This is a genomic window from Streptomyces sp. NPDC048461, from assembly GCF_055587105.1.
The window spans coordinates 193831-213827 of the sequence record NZ_JBVJGW010000002.1 but is presented as its reverse complement, the minus strand read 5'-3'; the positions used below and the strand labels follow the sequence as shown (position 1 = coordinate 213827).

The 19997-nt window shown below is 75.0% G+C and carries 16 protein-coding genes and 1 pseudogene; 8 read left to right on the top strand and 9 right to left on the bottom strand.

The genetic code is table 11. The features are described from left to right. The first annotated feature begins 6 nt into the window (after positions 1–6). Positions 7–771, top strand: coding sequence for a sirohydrochlorin chelatase (locus ACZ6S8_RS03920; protein ID WP_469452193.1), 765 nt, complete (start codon positions 7–9; stop codon positions 769–771). Between the two features lie 6 nt (positions 772–777). On the opposite strand, the gene ACZ6S8_RS03915 is transcribed toward ACZ6S8_RS03920, so the two are convergent. The 3 genes and pseudogenes from ACZ6S8_RS03915 to mgt form a co-directional block, all read right to left on the bottom strand. Further along, a complete protein-coding gene (locus ACZ6S8_RS03915; protein WP_469452191.1) occupies positions 778–1779 on the bottom strand; it encodes a ketopantoate reductase family protein in 1002 nt (333 codons plus the stop codon). Between the two features lie 195 nt (positions 1780–1974). Then, a complete protein-coding gene (locus ACZ6S8_RS03910) occupies positions 1975–2538 on the bottom strand; it encodes a DUF1697 domain-containing protein (RefSeq protein WP_469452190.1) in 564 nt (187 codons plus the stop codon). A 9-nt stretch (positions 2539–2547) separates the two neighbouring features. Then, positions 2548–3800: pseudogene (gene mgt / locus ACZ6S8_RS03905) on the bottom strand (macrolide-inactivating glycosyltransferase). Positions 3801–4015: 215 nt separating this feature from the next. On the opposite strand from mgt, the gene ACZ6S8_RS03900 reads away from it, so the two are divergent. After that, positions 4016–4873 carry a hypothetical protein gene (locus ACZ6S8_RS03900; protein ID WP_469452189.1) on the top strand — a complete coding sequence of 286 codons (858 nt, stop codon included), beginning with the start codon at positions 4016–4018 and terminating at the stop codon, positions 4871–4873. Here the strand turns inward: ACZ6S8_RS03900 and ACZ6S8_RS03895 are convergent. Continuing rightward, positions 4864–5226, bottom strand: coding sequence for a hypothetical protein (locus tag ACZ6S8_RS03895; RefSeq protein ID WP_469452187.1), 363 nt, complete (start codon positions 5224–5226; stop codon positions 4864–4866). The two genes, ACZ6S8_RS03900 and ACZ6S8_RS03895, sit on opposite strands and share 10 nt — an antisense overlap. A gap of 164 nt (positions 5227–5390) precedes the next feature. On the opposite strand from ACZ6S8_RS03895, the gene ACZ6S8_RS03890 reads away from it, so the two are divergent. Both ACZ6S8_RS03890 and ACZ6S8_RS03885 read left to right on the top strand, forming a co-directional pair. Then, on the top strand, positions 5391–6056 hold the full coding sequence (locus ACZ6S8_RS03890; RefSeq protein ID WP_469452186.1) for an HAD family hydrolase: 666 nt from the start codon (positions 5391–5393) through the stop codon (positions 6054–6056). A gap of 90 nt (positions 6057–6146) precedes the next feature. Beyond that, the gene (locus ACZ6S8_RS03885; RefSeq protein ID WP_469452184.1) at positions 6147–6998 is read left to right on the top strand and encodes a phosphotransferase enzyme family protein; all 852 of its coding nucleotides are present in this window, start codon (positions 6147–6149) and stop codon (positions 6996–6998) included. Positions 6999–7007: 9 nt separating this feature from the next. Here ACZ6S8_RS03885 and ACZ6S8_RS03880 read toward each other — a convergent pair whose 3' ends face one another. Next, a complete protein-coding gene (locus ACZ6S8_RS03880) occupies positions 7008–7721 on the bottom strand; it encodes an exonuclease domain-containing protein (RefSeq protein WP_469452182.1) in 714 nt (237 codons plus the stop codon). Positions 7722–7989: 268 nt separating this feature from the next. Beyond that, a complete protein-coding gene (locus ACZ6S8_RS03875; RefSeq protein WP_469452180.1) occupies positions 7990–9255 on the bottom strand; it encodes an SAV2148 family HEPN domain-containing protein in 1266 nt (421 codons plus the stop codon). Positions 9256–9529: 274 nt separating this feature from the next. Here ACZ6S8_RS03875 and glgX point away from each other — a divergent pair, with 274 nt between their 5' ends. Then, positions 9530–11644 carry a glycogen debranching protein GlgX gene (glgX, locus tag ACZ6S8_RS03870; RefSeq protein ID WP_469452178.1) on the top strand — a complete coding sequence of 705 codons (2115 nt, stop codon included), beginning with the start codon at positions 9530–9532 and terminating at the stop codon, positions 11642–11644. 109 nt (positions 11645–11753) lie between these two features. On the opposite strand, the gene ACZ6S8_RS03865 is transcribed toward glgX, so the two are convergent. Beyond that, positions 11754–13034: an MFS transporter gene (locus ACZ6S8_RS03865; protein WP_469452176.1), complete on the bottom strand. Its 1281-nt coding sequence runs from the start codon at positions 13032–13034 to the stop codon at positions 11754–11756. 82 nt (positions 13035–13116) lie between these two features. On the opposite strand from ACZ6S8_RS03865, the gene treY reads away from it, so the two are divergent. Further along, a complete protein-coding gene (gene treY, locus ACZ6S8_RS03860) occupies positions 13117–15510 on the top strand; it encodes a malto-oligosyltrehalose synthase (RefSeq protein ID WP_469452174.1) in 2394 nt (797 codons plus the stop codon). A gap of 170 nt (positions 15511–15680) precedes the next feature. Beyond that, the gene (locus ACZ6S8_RS03855; RefSeq protein WP_469452172.1) at positions 15681–16964 is read left to right on the top strand and encodes a M14 family zinc carboxypeptidase; all 1284 of its coding nucleotides are present in this window, start codon (positions 15681–15683) and stop codon (positions 16962–16964) included. Here ACZ6S8_RS03855 and ACZ6S8_RS03850 read toward each other — a convergent pair. Together ACZ6S8_RS03850 and ACZ6S8_RS03845 are read right to left on the bottom strand one after the other, a co-directional pair. Beyond that, positions 16961–17446: a GNAT family N-acetyltransferase gene (locus ACZ6S8_RS03850; protein ID WP_469452170.1), complete on the bottom strand. Its 486-nt coding sequence runs from the start codon at positions 17444–17446 to the stop codon at positions 16961–16963. The genes ACZ6S8_RS03855 and ACZ6S8_RS03850 overlap by 4 nt on opposite strands. Before the next feature lie 85 nt (positions 17447–17531). After that, positions 17532–18095: an FHA domain-containing protein gene (locus ACZ6S8_RS03845; protein WP_469452168.1), complete on the bottom strand. Its 564-nt coding sequence runs from the start codon at positions 18093–18095 to the stop codon at positions 17532–17534. 110 nt (positions 18096–18205) lie between these two features. On the opposite strand from ACZ6S8_RS03845, the gene treZ reads away from it, so the two are divergent. Beyond that, positions 18206–19954 (top strand): malto-oligosyltrehalose trehalohydrolase, encoded by a 1749-nt coding sequence (gene treZ, locus ACZ6S8_RS03840; protein WP_469452167.1) that lies wholly within the window; start codon positions 18206–18208, stop codon positions 19952–19954. Positions 19955–19997 lie beyond the last annotated feature (43 nt).

Genomic DNA, 19997 nt, shown 5'->3' with positions numbered 1-19997 from the left:
GCCGCCATGCACCGCGCCCGACCCGTCCTGCTGGTCATCGCCCACGGCAGCCGCGACCCGCGGCACGCGGCGACCGTGCACGCCCTCACCCGGCGTGCGCGGGCGCTGCGGCCCGGGCTGCGCGTGGAGACGGCCTTCCTGGACTTCAACGCCCCGCGCGTCGACCAGGTGCTGTCCGCGCTCCACGCCTCCGGTGTCCGGGAGGTCGTGGCCCTGCCGCTCCTCCTGACCCGGGCCTTCCACGCCAAGGCCGACGTCCCGGCCGTGCTGTCGGAGTCGACGGCCCGGCTGCCGGGGCTCACGGTGCGGGTGGCCGAGGTCCTCGGCCCGTCCCCGCTCCTGGTCTCGGCCCTCGAACGCCGGCTCGCCGAAGCCGGCGTCACCCCGGCGGACCGCGCCACCACCGCGGTGGTGCTCGCGTCCGCCGGTTCCTCCGACCCGGAGGCGATCGCAGTGATCGCTGAAACCGCGCGGGAGTGGCGGCACACCGGTTGGTGCGCCGTGCGGCCTGCGTTCGCCTCCGCCGCTCTGCCCCGTACGGAGGACGTCGTACGGGAGCTGCGCGCCGAGGGCCACCGCCGCGTGGTGGTGGCCCCGTACGTCATCGCCCCCGGCCGGCTCCCGGACCGCATCGTGGCGGGCGCCCGGGCCGCGGGCGCGGACCTCGTCGCGGACGTGCTGGGCGCGGCCCCGGAGCTGGCCCGCCTGCTGCTGCACCGCTACGACGCGGCCGCCCGCCTCCCGGCCCGGCTGCGGACGCTGGTGGCGTAGGCCCGCCTAGCCGCGGGCCGCCGCCTCGTCCGCCAGTGCCGTCAGGTCCGCGATCGACATCGCGCCCGGCGGGAGTCCCTCGCGGGCGAAGATGTTGGCCGCGTGCCGCAGCACGTCGTTGACCGGTGTCGCCACTCCGTGCAGCCGGCCCAGCAGGGAGACCTCCCCGTTGAGGTAGTCGGCCTCGACCGAGCCCGTCCCGCGCGCGAGGCTCTGCCACGACGAGCCGCCGCGGACCCCGGCGGGCTGCTCGACCTTGCCGTCGCGGGCGTCCCACTGCTCGGCTTCCGAGGCGTACGGGATGCCCGCCGCGAGGAAGGCCGCCTTGGCCTCGCGGACGGCCCGCAGCAGCAGGGCCTCCTTCGCCGGGTCGGGCTCGGGACCGGTCGTCGCCTGGATCGCGTTCCCCAGGTTGCCCAGGAGCTTCGCGTGCTTCCAGCGCATCACGTCCGTGACCACGGGCGCCTCGAACCCGGCCTTCACGAGGTCCGCGGCGACGGCCGCGGCCGTCGCGTCGGCGCCGCCGGCGGCCCGGCCCAGGTGCAGGATGCCGGTCAGCGGCGCGCACAGGGCGGAGACCACGCCCGGCTCCAGGAAGGTGGAGGGCAGCCAGACGCACACCCCGTAGACCCGGGCGAAGCGCCGCAGGGCCAGGCGCTCGCTCTCCACGCCGTTCTGCGCGCAGAGCACGGGCAGCCGCTGGGCGGCCGTGCCGCCGCCGGAGACCTCGGCGTCGCCCCACGCGTCGAGCGCGGCGATCGCGTCCTGGGTCTTGACGGTCAGCAACAGCACGTCGTCGGGGCGCAGTTCGCCCAGCTCGGCGGGTTCGCCGACGACGGGCAGCCGGTGCACCCGGGTCCCGTCGGCCGTCGTGAGCCGCAGTCCGTCCGCCCGGAGGGCCTCCGCGTGCGCGCCGCGCGCGACGAGGACGACCTCGCCGCCCGCCTCCGCGAGCCGTCCGCCGATGGTGGCGCCTACCGCGCCCGCGCCGATGATGATGTAACGCATGCCCCGAGCCTGGCACATCCCGTGCCCGCGGGAGCCGCCGGGGCGGGACCCTCCGGCCCGCCGTGACCGAACCGGCACCTCGGCGGGCCGCGTTCGGTCGGGTTCGGTCGGGGCGGGTCGGATCCGGTCGGGACCGGATCGGACCGCCCGGTTCAGGCCCGGTCAGGCCCGGGTCGGGCCCGGGTCGGGCCCCGGTCAGGCGCGGGTCAGCTCGACGAGCTTGGCGACGGTGTTCCAGTTCCGGGTGGTGGCGTCGATCCCCTTGACGACGGCGGGCCGGGCGAGGGCCTCGGCCAGCTTGGAGCGGCCGAGCCCGTTCGGGGCGTAGAGGTACACGACCCGGTCGCCGACCCGGTACTCCTCCGGGAGGTACGCCGCCGCGTCGAGCCCGGCGAACCGCTCGGGCCCGGGCTGCTCGGAGCAGAACGTGGCGTGGAGCTGCCTGCCCTCCAGCTCGGCGGCGGGGAAGGGGCAGGCCTCGGCGACGGCCCGCAGGTACGCTCCGTCCACCACGAGGCACGCCACCCGGAAGCCGAAGTGGGCCTCGATGGCCGCCTCCAGCTCCCGGGCGAGCGCCGCCGGGTCCTGCCCCGTGCTGGTGAACACGGCATTGCCGCTCTGCAGGTAGGTCTGCACACCGCCGTGGCCGAGTCCCTCCAGGACCGCGCGGAGTTCCGCCATGGGGACCTTCCGGCTCCCGCCGACATTGATCCCGCGCAGCAGCGCCGCGTACGTCACGGCCGAGGTCTTCTTCGTCATGGGGGAACCCTAGGCGGTGTCGTCCCGGGACAGTTCGGCCTCGACGAGGTCGGCGGCCTGCGCCGTTCCGCCCTCCTCGGACATCCGCGCGCGGACCTCCGCGCAGCGGGCCGCGACCGCGGGGTCCCGGACCAGGGCGAGGACCGCCTCCCGCAGGGTCTCCGCGTCCGCCTCGGCCATCGGGACGTGCCGGGCCACGCCGAGCGAGGCGAGCACGTCGGCGTTGCCGAACTGGTCGACGGCCTGCGGTACGGCGACCATCGGCGTGGCGGTGGCCAGGCCCTCGCGACTGCCGCCCGCCCCCGCGTGCGTGATGAAGGCGTCGGCCTGGCGCAGGATGTCCTGCTGCGGCACCCAGCGGTAGACCTCGACGCTGGCGGGGACCGGGCCGAGTTCGGCCTCGTCGGTGAACGCGCCGATCTGGAGGACGACGTGCCAGTCGGGCAGGTCCCCGAAGGCCTCGATGCAGGCGCGGTAGAAGGCGGGCTGCTTGGTGAAGGTGGAGCCGAGCGAGACCAGCAGCACCTTCCTGCCCTCCGCCGACGCCGGACGCGTCCAGCGGTCGCGGGCATCCGTACGGTCGCCCTGGCAGGCGCCGACGAAGGTGTACACGGAGGGGTCGACGCGGTCGGCGTGCGGCTGGAGCACCCGGGGGATCAGGACGATGCTGCGGCGCGGGCGGCCCTGGAAGCGGTCGACGTCGCCGTCGAGGCCGTGCGCGGTCAGCCAGGCGGCGAACCTCGCGTAGTACGCCCGTCCGCGCGCGGACGCCTTCAGCTCGGCGAACAGCGGCCCGGCGACCTCCTCCTCGTACCCCTCCCACGCGACGAGGTTCGGGGAGAGGGAGACGGCGGGGACGCCCCAGCCGTGGGCGAGCACGGGCGCCGGGTAGGAGGTGATGTCGTGGAGGACGAGGTCCGGCTCGTCGCCGGCGAAGGCAGCGGCGAGTTGCGGGAGCGCCTGGACGGCGTCGTCGAGGAAGGGCTCGACGTTGTCGATGAGTTCGGTGCCCCAGGCGTCGGGGTCGTCGTCGGTGGGGAGGGTGGAGGTCCAGATCACCGGGGTGGCGCCGGTCTCCGCGACCTTCTCGGCGAAGGAGGCGGGGATGGCGTAGCTGACGCGGTGGCCCCGCGCGACGAGCTCCCGGACCACTTCGATGCTCGGGTTCACGTGTCCGTGGGCGGCGATGGAGAACATGGCGATGTGGGCGGGCTTCGCGGAGGTCATGATCCGAGCCTAACGAGACGAGACGTCTCGTGCAACCACGTATCCGGCCCGCCCTCGGAATCCGCTCCCGCGCCACGACAACCACGCCGACCCGGAACGGGTCCTGCCCCCGCCACTCGGGCGGGCGAGGGTGGGCCCGCACAGGGACGGAGCAGCACGACGGCGATCCGCGGAACGGCGATGTTGACGGAAGGATCCGTGTCGGCGGACCTCTTCCTGCTACGGTCATCCGTTCGCCGAGGAGGTCATGATGAACGGATCCCTGCCCGTTGCTGCCCCGGTGGATCTACGCCGTCAGCCGGTGGAAGACGTGCTGGAGCGCGTGGAAGAGGCCCTCCACGTGCGACTGGATCGGCAGGCGCTCGTACGCAAGCGCCGTTCCTTGGGTGGCCCTACGGAGCGGGGCACGTGGGTGCGTATCGAGCGGCGGGGCTTCGAGCGGATCGGCCCGCAGGGCTGGAACGGGACCGAGGCCGCCGCCGTGCTGCAAGGGGTCGCGATGCCCGAGTGGTACCAGGGCGTGGCGTGGCGCGAGCCGGGCGAGCCGGTGATGTGGCGCGCGGATGAGCTGGAGCTGATTCCATCGCCGTCTGTCGGCAAGGGCGCCCTGGTGCTCGAAGACCCGGGCCTGCCGGACGAGTGGTGGGTGGCGCTGAACGCTTCGTTGGACGCGCTTGCCTCACAGCAGACACCGCGGATCGCGACGCCGGACACGGTGACGATCACGCAGGAGCAGGTGACCCAGACTCTCGGGGCTGTCTTTCCCGGGGTGGCCGATACGCAGATCGAGCGGTGGGCGCCGGCTCATGCAGATCTGACCTGGGCCAACGTGATGGGACCGGAGCTCTCCCTCATCGATTGGGAGGACTGGGGCATGGCACCTCGGGGCCTGGACTCCGCAACGTTGTGGGGCAACGCGCTTGCCGTCCCTGGGCTCGCGGACCGTGTCCGCCATGAGCGGCATGCGGACTTGGAGAGCCGGGACGGCAAGCTGATGTCACTGTTCTTCCTGTCGAAGATCGTCGGCCCCTACGCGTACGAGGAGGACCCGCTGCTGGCGCCGGCCCGGAAGGAGGCCGAGCGCCTGGTGGCCGAGCTTCAGCTCTGACGGTGTACGTGGAGGGCCCACAAATACTGGCTGACAGCGGCGGTGTCCACCTCCGCGCCCAGGGCCTGGATCAACTGGGCCAAATGCCCCGGGTCGTCGGTGCCGACCGCCATCGCGGAGGCACTGGGCAGGTGGAACGCGGTCCGGAACGCCGCCTGTACGCGGGACAGGTCCCCGTGATGCGGTCGCAGGAACGGCCGAGGGTCGAACTCTTCCCACACCTTCCCGTTGCCGCCACCGAAGGGGCTCATGCCCCAGGTCTCGCCCGCCTGGGTCGCCCGCTGCGGACCGAACCCGATGAGTCCGTCACTCTGGCAGCTCTTGGGGCCGGCGCTGCGGAGGTAGCTCCTCATATGGCGCGGATGGTGATCTTGCAGGCCAGCAGGTAGCCCCGAACTGACCCAGTGGACCAGGCGTGGACCGTTCGAGCCGGAGTAGACCCCCGGAGGGCAGGCAAAGGCCAGGCCGACTGCGGCTGCGTGTGAACCCGCCGGCGACACCCCCTAGGGTGGCGGGCATGATCCGCACCGTCGTGCTCGACATCGGCGAGACCCTCACCCGCGACGACCGCCACTGGGGCAGCTGGGCGGACTGGCTCGGCGTCCCGCGGCACACCGTCTCGGCGCTCGTCGGCGCCGTCGTCGTGGACGGCCGGGACAACTCCGACGCCCTGCGCCTCCTGAAGCCGGGTTTCGATCCGGACGCCGAGTACGCGGCCCGCGAGGCGGCCGGCCGGGGCGAGCAGCTCGACGAGAGCGACCTCTACGACGACGTCCGGCCCGCGCTCGGCGCCCTGCGCGACATGGGGGTGCGCGTCGTCGTCGCCGGGAACCAGTCCGCGAAGGCGGGTGACCTGCTGCGGGCCCTGCGCCTGCCCGCGGACCTGGTCGTCACCTCCGCCGAGTGGGGCGTCTCCAAGCCCGGCCCGGACTTCTTCCACCAGGTCGTCGGCGCCGCCCGGGCCCCCGCCGGTCAGACGCTGTACGTCGGCGACCATCCGCAGAACGACGTCTTCCCCGCCGCCCGGGCCGGTCTGTTGACCGCGCACCTGCGCCGCGGCCCCTGGGGCCACTGGTGGGCCGACGACGAAACCGTCCGGCAGGTCGCCGACCACTCCATCGACTCCCTCCTCGAACTCCCCGGCCTCGTCGACCGGTCACGGGGCGGCACGGACTCGGCCTGACCGGCTCCCGGTACGCGGCTCGGGCGCCGCCCCCGGGGATGCGAGACTGGGCGGATCCACGACGCTGCGGCAAGGGACGAGACGAACGGCATGGACGAGGCGCAGGCCAGGGACGTACTGACGGCGGCGGGCCTCACGGAGCCGCCGGCCCTCCTCGCCTTCGGCGAGAACGCCGTGTTCGCCGTCGGGGAGCTGGTGGTGAAGGTCGGCCGGGAGGCGGCGCTGCTGGAGCGCGCCGAGCGGGAACTCGCGGTCGCGGACTGGTTCGCCGCGTCCGGCATCCCCGCCGTCCGCGCGGCCGAGCCGCAGCCGCGGCTGGTGGACGGACATCCGCTGACGCTGTGGCACCGGCTCCCGGAGGCGGTCCGGCCGCCCGGCCCGCAGGACCTCGCGGCCCTGCTCCGCGCCGTCCACGCGCTGCCCGCACCGCCGTTCGCCCTTCCGCCGCGGGACCTGCTGGGCGGGGTCGAGCGCTGGCTGCGGCTCGCCGGGGACGCCGTCGACCCGGCGGACGCCGCCTACCTGCGGGCCCGGCGCGACGCCTACGCCGGCGAGGTCGCGGCGCTGACCCCGTACCTGACCCCGGGCACCGTCCACGGCGACGCGCTGACCCGCAACGTGCACGTGGGCCCGGACGGGCCGGTCCTGGTCGACCTGGAAACGGTCTCCGCCGACCTGCGCGAGCACGACCTCGTGGTGATGGCCCTGTCCCTCGACCGGTACGGCCTGCCCGCGGAGGCGTACGGGGAGTTCGTGACGGCGTACGGGTGGGACGTCCGCGACTGGAAGGGCTGCGCGGTCCTGCGCGGGGCCCGCGAGACGGCCAGCTGCGCCTGGGTGTCCCAGCACGCGCCGGCCAACCCGGCCGCGCTCGCCGAGTTCCGCCGCCGGGTCGGCTCGCTCCGGAACGGCGACCGGGAACTGCGCTGGCACGCCTTCTAGGGGGTGCCGTCACCGGCTCCGTGGGATCAGCGGCCAGGCCGGCTCGACGACCGCCGCCGGGTCCGCGGTGCGCCGCAGGTAGGCCTGGAGCGAGACCGACTGCTCGGCGGCCGCGCGCACCTGGAGGTCGTGCAGGTCCGCCAGGGCCATCGCGCCGACGGGCCGGTGCCTCTCGGCCATGCGGCGCACCACCCGGGCCGCGGCCACGGCGTCGGCCTTCGCGTCGTGGGCGTCGTCGAGCGACACGCCGTAGTGGGCGCACAGCGCGTACAGGGCACGCTTGCCCTTGCGGTACTTGTCGACGTGCTTGTCGATGACCAGCGGGTCGATGACGGGCGAGGGCGCGTCGCCCAGCCGCTCGCTGATCGACGCCACCCCGTGCCGCCGGCACTCGCGGTCCAGCAGCGACAGGTCGTAGCGGGCGTTCATCACCACCAGCGGTGTCCCGGAGCGCAGTCCGTCGGCGACGGCCCGCGCGATCTCCTCGACGGCGGAGACGGCCGGTACGCCGTGCGTCCGGGCGTGCTCCGTCGAGATCCCGTGGATCGCCGACGCCTGCTCGGGTATCGCGATCCCGGGGTCGAGCAGCCAGGTCCGCTCCTCCGCGACGGCGCCGTCCGGGTCCAGCCGGACGACCGCTGCCGTGACGATGCGGTCGGTTTCCACGTCGGTGCCCGTGGTCTCCAGGTCGAAGGCCACCAGCGGCCCGCTGATCCAGCTCATCGCACTGCCCCCGCTCCGGCGGTGACCGCCGGCTGCATCCGGAGCCGTGTCCCCGGCTCCGTGCCGGCCGTCTCCAGGCCGAATCCGATCGGCAGACCGCCGTACCGGTCCCCCGTGCCGTGCCAGTCCTCCACCCCGTGCCCCTCCCCCGTACGCCTTCGGTCAACGGCTTTCAGCCTGACACGGGGCACTGACAAGCCGGACGACGCCCCCCTCGACGCCCCCGCTACGCCCCCTCGGCAGCCCCCGCCCCGCGCCCGCGCCGGGTTCACGAGACGGGCCGGGAGTCCTCCCACACCGACTCGAACTCCTCCCGGTACGTCGTGAACAGCCCGTGCTCGGAGTCCTTCGGCACCCCGCGCCCGCCCCCGCGCAGGACCAGTACCGGCGCCTCCATGCCCCGGGCCCGCCGCAGGTACGACTGGACCACCGCGATCCCCGAGGACTCCCCCTCGACGAGGTAGGCGGTGAACCGCGGGGTCTCGTCGAAGACGTGGATGTCGAAGCGCGAGGGGTCGCGCAGCCCCGCCCGCACCCGCCGCACGTGCAGGATGTTCATCTCCACCGAGCGGCTCAGCTCGCCCTTGCGCAGCCCCAGCTCCCGCTCGCGCCGCTTGACCGCGCTGCTCGCCGGGTTCAGGAACACCAGCCGCACCCGGCAGCCGGCCTCGCTGAGCCGGACGAGTCTTCGGCCCGAGAAGTTCTGCACCAGCAGGTTGAGGCCTATGCCGATGGCGTCCAGCCGGCGGGCGCCGCCGAACAGGTCCTCCGCCGGCAGCTGCCGCTGGAGCCGCACCCGGTCCGGGTGGACGGAGATGACGTCCGCGTACCGGTCCCCCACCAGGTCCTCGACGGCGTCGATCGGCAGCCGGTCGGCCGACGGGCTGCCCGCTCCCCCGCCGAGGACCTCCAGCAGCCGCGCCGAGGCGCGTTCCGCCTGCTCCAGGACCGCGCGCGACAGCGCCCGGTTGCGGGAGACCACGTTCCGCGTGACCTCCAGCTCGTCCAGGGCCAGCTCGATCTCGCGGCGGTCGTCGAAGTACGGCTCGAAGCAGGGCCAGTGCTGGACCATCAGCTCCCGCAGCTGGGGCAGCGTCAGGAAGCTCAGCACGTTGTCGTCGGCCGGGTCGAGCAGGTAGCCCTTGCGCCGGCTGACCTCGCGCACGGCGACGGCCCGCTGCACCCACTCCTGCCCGGCGGGCCCGGCCGCGGCGACCACCCAGTCGTCCCCGCCGTGCACCGGCTCGTAGATCGGCCGCAGCACGGCGCCGACCACCGCCCGCAGGCGCTGCTCGATGAGGTTCAGCCAGATGTACGCCCGGCCCGCCCGCTGGGCCCGGGTGCGGACCTCGCTCCAGGCCTCCGCGCCCCAGTCGAGCTCGGCCCCGGCCCGCACCTCGCGGGCCTCGTCCGGTCCGCCCGCCAGGGAGACCGCTCCGGCCGGGACCCCGGCCGCCCCGCCTCCGGTGGCGTCCGCCGGGCCACCCTCGTGACCGCTGTCACCAGGGGGCAGCTCCAGACCTCCCGAGCTCACCCGTGCACCGCCTTCTGCGTCTGGACGCCCGTCTCAAGTGATCACGGAAGGGTACTCCGCGCGCGCGGCCCGTTGCAGCCCGATGGCCCGTACACCGGCTGCCCGTTGACCCATTATCCGATGCCCACACAGTCCGCTGACCCGACCGTCAGCTCTCCGGGTCACCCGGTAGGAGCAACCCAAGTCCACGCGTGGGGGGCCTCTTTCGGGGAAGATCTGGCAGTGACGTGGTCCAGCCGGATCAGCCGGAGCAGGATGGGAAGAGTCGTTATCTATGCAGGCATGGCCTGGACAGGCGTATCCGCTGGGCGCCACTTACGACGGCGCCGGCACCAATTTCGCGGTCTACTCCGAGGCCGCCCGCCGCATTGAGCTGTGCCTTCTCCACGACGACGGCTCGGAGACCGCCGTCGAACTGCGCGAGACGGACGCGTTCGTCCGCCACGCCTACCTGCCCGGCGTCATGCCGGGCCAGCGGTACGGGTTCCGCGTCCACGGCCCGTACGAGCCCGAGCGCGGGCTGCGCTGCAACGCGGCCAAGCTGCTGCTGGACCCGTACGCCCGCGCCATCGCCGGCCGTGTCGACTGGGGCGAACAGGTGTACGGCTACCACTTCGGCCGGCCCGACTCGCGCAACGACCTGGACTCGGCCCCGCACACCATGAGCTCCGTGGTGGTGAACCCGTACTTCGACTGGGCCGACGACCGGCCGCCGCGGCACGAGTACCACCACACCGTGCTGTACGAGGCGCACGTCAAGGGCCTCACCATGCACCACCCCGAGCTCCCCGAGGAGCTGCGCGGCACCTACGGGGCGCTCGCCCACCCGGCGGTCATCGCCCACCTGACCAAGCTCGGCGTGACGGCGCTGGAGCTGATGCCGGTGCACCAGTTCGTCAACGACCACCGCCTGGTCGACGACGGGCTGAGCAACTACTGGGGCTACAACACCATCGGGTTCTTCGCCCCGCACAACGGCTACGCCTCCGGCGACCGCGGCCAGCAGGTGCTGGAGTTCAAGTCGGCCGTACGGGCGCTGCACGAGGCCGGGATCGAGGTGATCCTCGACGTGGTCTACAACCACACCGCCGAGGGCAACCACCTGGGCCCGACGCTCTCCTTCCGCGGGCTGGACAACGCCTCGTACTACCGGCTGACGGACGACCAGCGGCACTACATGGACACCACGGGCACGGGGAACTCGCTGCTGATGCGGTCTCCGCACGTGCTCCAGCTGATCATGGACTCGCTGCGGTACTGGGTGACCGAGATGCACGTCGACGGCTTCCGCTTCGACCTCGCGGCGACGCTGGCCCGCCAGTTCCACGAGGTGGACCGGCTGTCGTCGTTCTTCGACCTGGTCCAGCAGGATCCGGTGGTCAGCCAGGTGAAGCTGATCGCCGAGCCCTGGGACCTCGGCGAGGGCGGCTACCAGGTGGGCAACTTCCCGCCGCTGTGGACCGAGTGGAACGGCAAGTACCGCGACACCGTACGGGACTTGTGGCGCGGGCAGCCGCGCACGCTGGCCGAGTTCGCCGGACGGCTGACGGGCTCCTCGGACCTCTACCAGGACGACGGGCGGCGGCCGCTGGCCTCCATCAACTTCACCACCTGCCACGACGGCTTCACCCTGAACGACCTCGTGTCGTACAACGACAAGCACAACGAGGCCAACCGGGAGGGCAACCGGGACGGGGAGACCCACAACCGGTCGTGGAACTGCGGGGTGGAGGGTCCGACCGAGGACCCGCAGGTGCAGGAGCTGCGCGAGCGGCAGATGCGCAACTTCATCGCCACGCTGATGCTGTCGCAGGGCGTGCCCATGCTCAGTCACGGCGACGAGTTCGCCCGGACGCAGGGCGGCAACAACAACGCCTACTGCCAGGACAACGAGCTGGCATGGGTGAACTGGCCCGAGCCGGGCAAACCGGCGCCGTCGCTGCTGGAGTTCACCCGGCGGATGGTGTGGCTGCGCCGCGACCACCCGGTCTTCCGGCGGCGGCGCTTCTTCCACGGCCGCCCGGTGGAGGGGACGCACGACGAGCTGTCCGACATCGCGTGGTTCACCCCGCACGGCGAGGAGATGCGGGCCCGGGACTGGCAGGCGCAGCACGCGAAGGCGCTGACGGTGTTCCTGAACGGGGAGGCGATCTCGGAGCCGGGCACCCGCGGGGAGCGGATCACCGACGACTCGTTCCTGCTGATGTTCAACGCGGGGGCCGAGCCGCAGGACTTCACCGTCCCGGCCGGTCACGGCGCGCAGTGGCGCCTCGTCGTGGACACGGCCCGGCCGGAGGTACTGCCACCCGGCACCGGGCCGCAGTACGCGGCCGGGGACCGGGTGGCCCTGACGGGACGGTGCCTGGTGGTGCTCCAGCGGCCGGCGTAGGCGGCTTCGGCGAGCCCGTCCGGCGGCTCGCGCGGACCGGTCGCGCGGACCGGTCGCGCGGGCGGCTGGGCGGGCGGCTGGGCCCGCTCGGCCGGCTGCGCCGACCGCCTCAGCGCCCGGCGGGCGCGGCCGCCTCCCCGAGGACCGGGGAGGCGGTCCGCTGGGCCGGGATGAGGGCCGTGCCGTGGGTCCGGCCGGACGGCACCCGGGTCAGGAGGGCGAGGCCCAGGCACAGCGCGGCCGCGCCGACCGCCACGGCGAAGGCCCCGGCGGGGCCGTACCGCTCGGCGAGCCGGCCGCACGCGAAGAGGGCCGTGGCCTGCCCGGCCACCAGGCAGCTGGCGGCGAAGGCCATCGACGCGGAGAGCCGGGCCGGTTCCACGGCCCGCTCGATGAGCGCGAAGGCGGTGATCAGGTGCGGGGCGTAGGCGGCCCCGAGGACGGTGACGACGGCGTACAGCGGCCACAGGCTGTCGGTGAACAGCAGCGGCACCGACAGCACCAGGGCCGCGCCGGTGGCCGCCCGCCAGCGCAGCCGCAGCCCGTAGCGGGCCGGCAGGGCGCCCAGCGCGAGCCCCACGACGGCGCTGACGACGCCCATCGCGGAGTAGACGACGGCCGCCTGGTCGGGGACGCCCAGCCGGATGGTGAGCGCGGCGATCCCCGCCTGGCAGGCGCCGAACATGGCGCCCTGGAGGGCGAGCGAGCCCCGTACGGCGTAGACCACGCCGGGCGGACGGGCCCGGTCCCCGGCGGTGCGGGCCCGTGCGGGCGACCCGGCCGTGACGGCGGCGGTCGGGTGCAGCGCGTACGCGGTGCCGAAGACGGCGACGAGTCCGGCGGCGCCGCCGAGGGCGACGGCCGGGTGGGCGAGCAGCGCCGCGAGGCCCACGAGGGCGGGCCCGAAGACGAAGGAGACCTCGTCCAGGGTGCCTTCGAGCGCGTGGACGGCGCCCACGACGCTCTCGTCGGAATCGGCCCGGCGGGCCAGGGCCACGGACCGGGTCCGGGCGAGCGGCCCGATCAGCGGCACGGAGGCGCCGGTGACGGCTCCGATCGCGGCCAGCGGGGCCGTGGCGAGGTGCGTGAGCGCCCCGGCGACCAGCGCGGCGGTGGCCAGCGCGTTGACGGCGGCGGCGGTGAGGACCACGCGCCGCTGCCCGTACCGGTCGGCGAGCCTCCCGAGCAGGGGGCCGCAGAGCACCTGGCCCACGGAGAGGGAGCCGCCGACGATGCCGGCGGTGGCGAGCGAGCCACTGGTCTCGGCGACCAGGAGGAAGCTTCCGAACTGGGACATCGCGACGGGCAGTCGGGCGAAGAACGAGACGAGGGGGAGTAGGGGCCCGGTCAGGGCGATGACTTTTCGATAGGTGTTGACGGTTCCAACCACTTGAGCAACGTTAACCCGCCGCAGTCACCCGGATGCATTGGGTCATGGCACGGAATCCCGCAGGCTGGGTACGTACGTTCTCATGAGCCAGCCGCAGTCAAGCCTCCGTCCGGAATCCGATGTTCCGCACCCTGTCACTCCGGCGTCGACCTACCGTCTCCAGCTGCGCCCGGAGTTCCCCTTCGCGGCGGCCGCTGCCGCCGTGCCGCACCTCGCCTCCCTCGGCGTGTCCCACCTGCACCTCTCCCCCGTGCTGGAAGCCGTGCCCGGCTCGGCCCACGGGTACGACGTCACCGACCACTCCCGGGTCCGGGACGAGCTGGGCGGCGAGCCCGGCCTGCGTGCGCTCGCCTCCACCGCCCGGGCGCACGGGCTCGGCCTGGTCCTGGACATCGTGCCGAACCACATGGCGGTGCCGTCGCCGCTGCGGCTGAACCGGCCGCTGTGGGAGGTGCTCCGGGACGGGCCGGACTCCCCGTACGCCCGCTGGTTCGACATCGACTGGGAGGCGGGTGGCGGGCAGGTCCTGCTGCCGGTGCTGCCCGGCCCCGCCGAAGCGTGCGCGCTCGCGGTGGACGGGGACGTGCTGCGTCACGGGGAACAGGAGTTCCCCCTGCGCGCGGGCACCGCCGGCCTGGAGCTGCCGGAGCTGCTGGCCGCCCAGTGGTACCGGCCCGCCTGGTGGCGGGAGGCCCGCACCTCCCTCAACTACCGGCGCTTCTTCACCATTTCGGAGCTGATCGGGGTCCGGGTGGAGGAGCCGGAGGTGTTCGCGGCCACCCACGCCAAGGTGCTGGAGCTGGTGCGGGACGGGGTCGTGGAAGGGCTCCGGATCGACCACGTGGACGGGCTGGCGGATCCCGGGGAGTACCTGCGGCGGCTGCGGGAGGCCGCCGGGCCGCGCTGCTGGGTGGTGGTGGAGAAGATCCTGGCCCGCGACGAGCGGCTGCCGTCCGCCTGGCCGGTCGCGGGGACCACCGGGTACGACGCGCTGCACCGGGTCGACGGGGTGTTCACCGATCCGGCGGGCGCCGCCGAACTGGCCCGCGAGTACGCCGAGTTCACCGGTACGGCGCCGTGGGAGCAGACGGCCGCGGCCGCCGCGCGGGAGGTGCTGACCGGCGACCTGGCCGCCGAACTGGCCGCGCTGGAACGGATGGCCGGCCCGGACCTCGGACCGGCGGTGCGGGAGCTGCTCATCGCCTACCCCGTCTACCGGCCGTACCCCGAGGCGCCGGAGCCCGACCCGGGAGCCGTGGAATCGGCCGCCGCGGCGCTCGCGGCGGCCGGCGAGGACCCGGGCGGGCAGCCCGGCGGCAACGCGGACGTCCCGGGCGCGGACGGAGGGAACGCGGACGTCCCGGGCGCGGACGGAGGGAACGCGGACGCCCCGGGCGCGGACGGCGGCAAGGACGCCCTCGGCCGCGTGCGCGAGCTGCTGCTGCACGAGCCCGCCTTCGCCGCCCGCTTCGCCCAGACCTCGGCGGCGCTGCGCGCCAAGTCCCTGGAGGACCGGGCGTTCTACCGGTACGCCCCCCTGCTGTCCGCCACCGAGGTCGGCGGCGAGCCGGGCCACCCGGCGGTCGCGCCCGCGGAGTTCCACGCGTACTGCGCGGCCCTGGCCCGGGAGTGGCCCGGGTCCGGCACGGTGCTGTCCACGCACGACACCAAGCGCAGCGCGGACGTCCGGGCCCGGATCGCGGCGCTCTCGCAGGCGCCGGAGCTGATGGGCCGGCCCGCGGGCGCCGACCCGCAGCTGGCGTGGGTGGCCCGGCAGACCGCCGTGGGCCTCGGGGACGCCCCCGAGGCCGCGGACCGCCTGGCGCAGGCCCTGCTCAAGGCGGTCCGCGAGGCCGCCCTGCACACCAGCTGGACCGAGGGGGACGAGGCGTACGAGGCGGCCGTCCCGGACTACGCCCGGACCGGGGGTGCGCTCCCGCCCGAGCTGGCCGAGGCGGCCCGGGCCAACCTCCTCGGGACGGCTCTGCTGCACCTGGCGATGCCCGGGGTCCCGGAGGTCTACCAGGGCGCCGAGACCGAGTACCGGGCCCTGGTCGACCCCGACAACCGGCGGCCGGCCCGCTTCCCCCGCGAGGCCCTGGCACGGCTGGACGCGGGAGGCGCGCCGAGCGGTCCCGCCGAGGAGAAGCTCGCCCTCACGGCCGCCGTCCTGCGGCTGCGGCGGGCCCGCCCGTCGCTGTTCGCCGGGTACGCCCCCCTCACCGCCCGGGGGCCGGCGGCGGAGCACTGCCTTGCCTTCGCCCGCTCGCCGGGGCTCGTCGTGGTGGCGACCCGGCTCGCGTACCGGCTGGCCGGGGCCGGGGGCTGGCGCGACACGGTGCTGCCCCTGCCGCCGGGCCGGTGGATCCCGCTGGCCGGGCCGGACGGCGCGCGCGGAGCCCCGTACGCCGGGAAGGCCGGCCTCGGCGAGCTCCTGGCCGCCCGGCCGGTGGCGCTGCTGCTGCGGCAGGAGTGACCGGGCGGCGGCCGGCGGCGCCCCGGCCGGGTGTGCGAACGGCGCCCGGGGGCCCGGCGGCGACGGCGTGGCCTGGCGGTTCGCGGGACATTCGGGGAAGTGCGGGGCGCCAGGAGCGGTAGGGGGCGCGCCGGGCGGGCATGGCATCCCCTGTGACCCTCCTTCGCGACATGCACTACCCCACGCCGCTCGAACTCGCGCTGGCCGCCCGCGCGCTGGCGGACGACCATCCGGGCCAGGTCCGGCTCCGCCAAGCGGGCACCTCCCGGGCGGGGCAGCCGCTCTGGGTGCTGTCCGTCGGCGCGGCGGACGGCCCCGGCGGCCCGGCGGCCGGGGCCCCGGCGGGGCCCGGCCGCAACGTCCTGGTCGTCGCGGGCGCGCACGCCAACGAGCCCGTCGGCGGCGCGACCGCGCTGTCCCTCGCCCGGCACCTGCTGCGCGACCCGGGGCCGCGCGCCGGCTGCGGCTGGCACTTCCTGCTCTGCGCCGATCCGGACGGGGCACGGCTGCACCGCACGCCCCGCCCGTACTCGCTCCTGGAGTACCACCGGCACTTCTTCCGGCCGCCGGGTCCCGAACAGCCCGAGTGGGCGCCGTCTTTACTGCCCGCGGACCGGCTGCCGCCCGAGACCGTGGCCCTGACCGCCCTGATCGACGAGCTGCGGCCCGTGCTGCAGGTGTCGCTGCACGCCACCGATCTCGGCGGCTCGTGGGTGCAGCTCACCCGCGACATACCGGGCCTGGCGGAGCCCTTCGCCAAGTCGGCCGCCGAACTGCGGATCCCGGTGGAGAACGGGGCGTCGGACGCGGCCGGCTGGCTCTCCCCCGGGCCGGGGATCTTCGTGATCCCGGAGCCGGGCAGCGAGGCCGCCGGGGCCTTCCACCCGGAGGACACCCGGCTCAGCACCTGGTACCACGCCCACCGGTACGCCGGCACCACCGCGATCGTCGAAGTCCCCATGTGGGCCTCGGACCTGGTGGACGACCCGGCCCCGCACCCCGATCCGCGCCGGGCGCTGCGGGTGCTGTCCGAGCGGCTGGTCCAGGACGCCGCCCTCGTGTCCCGGGTGCGCGACGGAACGCGGTCCGGGCCGGACCCGTACGGCGACCCGGACGCGGAGCCCCTGCTGCGCGCCGTGGACTGGACGCTCGCCCTGATCCCGCGGATCGCCGCCGAGTGGACCGGCCCGGGCGCCCCGACCGAGGCCACGGCCGCGTACGTCGCCAGCATCGACGCGTTCGGGCGGCGGCTGTCGCTGCGCGCCGCGGCGATGCTGCTGCGGGTGCTGCGCGCGCGGGACGACGCGGCGGCGCCGGAGCTCGACCGCCTCGTCACGGGGTGGTGCGAGGAGTTCGCTGCCCGCTTCCAGGCCCGCTGGGTCCCGGTGGCCACCCAGGTGGAGCACCAGTCCCGGACCGTCCTGGCCGCGTACGAACGCCTCGCGCCCCCCTAGACCGTGTCCGGAGCCGGGGCGGGTGGGGTCCACGTGTAGCGGCGCTTGGGGGCGCCGGTGGCGCCGAGCCGGTCGTAGAACCGGATGGCGCCCTCGTTCCACTCGGGGGTCTGCCACTGCACCTCGTCGAGGCCGAGTTCGTCCGCGAGCCCGGCCACCCCGTCCATCAGGGCGGCGCCGAGCCCGTGGCCGCGGGCGTCCCCGGCGAGGTACAGGCAGTCCATGTGGAGGTGGGAGCGGGCGTCCCAGAAGGCGAACTCGGCGGAGCAGGCGGCGTATCCGGCGATCCCGCCCTCCGGCGTCTCGGCGAGCAGCACCCACAGTCGGGCGCCCTCGGCGAACAGCAGCGGGCCCAGCCGCTCGGCGAGGCCGGGCGGGCGGGGCGCGGCCCTCTCGTACGCGACGTGCTCGTGGACGAGCTCGACCAGGCGGGGCAGATCGGCGGGGCGGGCGCGGCGCACGACGGGGGTGGTGTGGTCCATGCGGCCATCCTGCGGGGCGCCGCCCGCCCCGCGCATCCGCCGCCGGCGCCGCGCCCGCGTCACGGGCCGCGGTCCCGGGCGCCCGTCAGCTCGCCGAAAGCCGGAAGGACATCTTCCCGAAGCCGATCTCGTCGCCGTCCCGGACCACCGCCGAGCCCGTCACCCGGTGCCCGTTGACCGTGGTCCCGTTGGTGGAACCGAGGTCCTTCAGCACCCACGTCCCGTCCCTCAGGCTGAGCTCGGCGTGCGCCCGGGAGACGGTCTCGTGGGTGAGCCGCAGGCCGCTGCCCGGGTCGCGGCCGATCCGCAGGACCCCCGAGCCGGGGTGCGGGAGCAGCAGCCGGGGCAGCTTCTCGGCGGCCCACGCGCGCCGGATGCCGACGCTCACCGCGGACGCCCGGCCCACCCAGCCGAACAGCCGACGGGTCCACGGGCTTTCGCGGGCGCCCCGGACCTGGAGGTCGGCGGTGAGGACGGCGAGGTCCTCGGAGCGCCTGGCCACCAGGGCGAGTTCCATCCTGCGCAGGAACGTGTCGTGGGACAGCTTGCCGAGGGCAGCGCCCTCCCTGAGCTGGCCCAGCGCCCGGTCGCGCTCGGCGTCGGAGAGCCGCGGCGCGGGATAGGCGGGGAACTCGAAACTCGACGTCACAGGGTGATTGTCGGCCCGTCGGGGGTGGAGTGTCCAGAACTCCCCCGCCCGGCCCGGAATGATGGGCAGGATACGCATGCTGGACACCGCCGGAGACGAGGGGACCGTCCGTGCAGTTCGAGGTGTGGGCACCACTGACAGGTCATGTCGCCATGCGACTCGACGACGCGACGTACGACATGGCACCCGATCCGGACCGGGACGGCTGGTGGGTCGTGCAGGCCCCGGCCGCCGACGGCAGCCGGTACGGGTTCCTGCTGGGCGGTGACACCGTCCCGCGCCCCGATCCGCGCGGCCGGCGGCTGCCGGACGGGCCCGACGGGCTCTCGGCGGTGGTCGCCCCGGACGCCCCGGCGCCCCACGCGACGCCGCCGCCGCGGGTGCCGCTCCAGGACGCGGTCCTGTACGAGCTCCACGTCGGCACCTTCACCCCCGAGGGCACCTTCGACGCCGCCGCCGCGCGTCTGGGCCACCTGACCGGCCTCGGCGTCACGCACGTGGAGCTGATGCCGGTCTGCTCCTTCCCGGGCCGGCACGGCTGGGGGTACGACGGGGTCGCGCCCTGGTCGGTCCACGAACCGTACGGCGGGCCGGCCGGCCTCTCCCGGTTCGTCGACGCGGCGCACGCGGCCGGCCTCGGGGTCGTGCTGGACGTGGTCCACAACCACCTCGGGCCCTCGGGCAACCACCTGCCCGCCTTCGGCCCGTACTTCACGGACGCCCACCACACCCCGTGGGGCGCCGCGGTCAACCTGGACGCGCCCGGCTCGGACGAGGTCCGCGCGTACTTCCTGGGCAGCGCCCTGGCCTGGCTGCGCGACTACGGGATCGACGGGCTCCGGCTGGACGCCGTGCACGCGCTGGCGGACGGGCGGGCGCTGACCTTCCTGGAGGAGCTGGCCGCCGCCGTCGACGCGCTGGCGGCCGAGTCCGGGCGTCCGCTGTTCCTCATCGCCGAGTCCGACCAGTGCGATCCGCGCACCACGACCGCGCGCGGCAGCGGCGGGCTGGGCCTGCACGCGCAGTGGAACGACGACTTCCACCACGCCCTGCACTGCGCGCTGACCGGTGAATCCCAGGGCTACTACGGCGACTTCGCGGCGGCGCCGCTCGCCGCCCTCGCCAAGACGATGACCCGGGCGTTCTTCCACGACGGGACCTGGTCCTCCTTCCGCGGCCGCACCCACGGCCGGCCGGTGGACCGCCGGCGCACCCCGGCCCACCGGTTCCTCGGCTACACCCAGACCCACGACCAGATCGGCAACCGGGCGCTCGGCGACCGGCTCTCCGCCTCGCTCTCGCCCGGGCTGCTGGCGTGCGCCGCGACGGTGGCGCTGACCGGGCCGTTCGTGCCGATGCTGTTCATGGGCGAGGAGTGGGGCGCGGGCACCCCGTGGCAGTACTTCACTGACCACCCCGACCCCGACCTCGCCGAGGCCGTGCGGAGCGGCCGGCGGCGGGAGTTCGCCGCGCACGGCTGGAAGGCCGAGGAGATCCCCGACCCGCAGGACCCGGCGACCCGGGACCGCTCCTGCCTGGACTGGACGGAGCCGGGGCAGGGTGCCCACGCCCGCCTGCTGGCCTGGTACCGGACCCTGGTCGCCCTGCGCCGCACGCACCCGGACCTGCGCGACCCCGACCTCGCGGCGGTCCGGGTCGCCTTCGACGAGGAGCGGCGGTGGCTCACCTTCCGGCGCGGCGACGTGCGGGTGGTCGTCAACCTCTCCCCCGAGCCGGCGACGATCGCGCTGGGGCGCAACGGGGTCCGGGTGCTGGCCGCCTGGGAGCCCCTCGACCAGCCGGGCCCGGACGGCCGGGTGCACGTTCCGGGGGAATCGGCGGTCGTCCTCGGCCCGTGACGGCCGCCGTCCCGGGGGCCGGCCGGCGGCCGCGCGGCGGGCC

What these genes read in the sequence shown, in the direction of transcription:
- ACZ6S8_RS03920 (WP_469452193.1), top strand. Translation starts at nt 7, where the DNA reads ATGCACCGCGCCCGACCCGTCCTGCTGGTCATCGCCCACGGCAGCCGC.
- ACZ6S8_RS03915 (WP_469452191.1), bottom strand. Translation starts at nt 1,779, where the DNA reads ATGCGTTACATCATCATCGGCGCGGGCGCGGTAGGCGCCACCATCGGC.
- ACZ6S8_RS03910 (WP_469452190.1), bottom strand. Translation starts at nt 2,538, where the DNA reads ATGACGAAGAAGACCTCGGCCGTGACGTACGCGGCGCTGCTGCGCGGG.
- ACZ6S8_RS03900 (WP_469452189.1), top strand. Translation starts at nt 4,016, where the DNA reads ATGAACGGATCCCTGCCCGTTGCTGCCCCGGTGGATCTACGCCGTCAG.
- ACZ6S8_RS03895 (WP_469452187.1), bottom strand. Translation starts at nt 5,226, where the DNA reads ATGAGGAGCTACCTCCGCAGCGCCGGCCCCAAGAGCTGCCAGAGTGAC.
- ACZ6S8_RS03890 (WP_469452186.1), top strand. Translation starts at nt 5,391, where the DNA reads ATGATCCGCACCGTCGTGCTCGACATCGGCGAGACCCTCACCCGCGAC.
- ACZ6S8_RS03885 (WP_469452184.1), top strand. Translation starts at nt 6,147, where the DNA reads ATGGACGAGGCGCAGGCCAGGGACGTACTGACGGCGGCGGGCCTCACG.
- ACZ6S8_RS03880 (WP_469452182.1), bottom strand. Translation starts at nt 7,721, where the DNA reads ATGAGCTGGATCAGCGGGCCGCTGGTGGCCTTCGACCTGGAGACCACG.
- glgX (WP_469452178.1), top strand. Translation starts at nt 9,530, where the DNA reads ATGCAGGCATGGCCTGGACAGGCGTATCCGCTGGGCGCCACTTACGAC.
- treY (WP_469452174.1), top strand. Translation starts at nt 13,117, where the DNA reads ATGAGCCAGCCGCAGTCAAGCCTCCGTCCGGAATCCGATGTTCCGCAC.
- ACZ6S8_RS03855 (WP_469452172.1), top strand. Translation starts at nt 15,681, where the DNA reads ATGCACTACCCCACGCCGCTCGAACTCGCGCTGGCCGCCCGCGCGCTG.
- ACZ6S8_RS03850 (WP_469452170.1), bottom strand. Translation starts at nt 17,446, where the DNA reads ATGGACCACACCACCCCCGTCGTGCGCCGCGCCCGCCCCGCCGATCTG.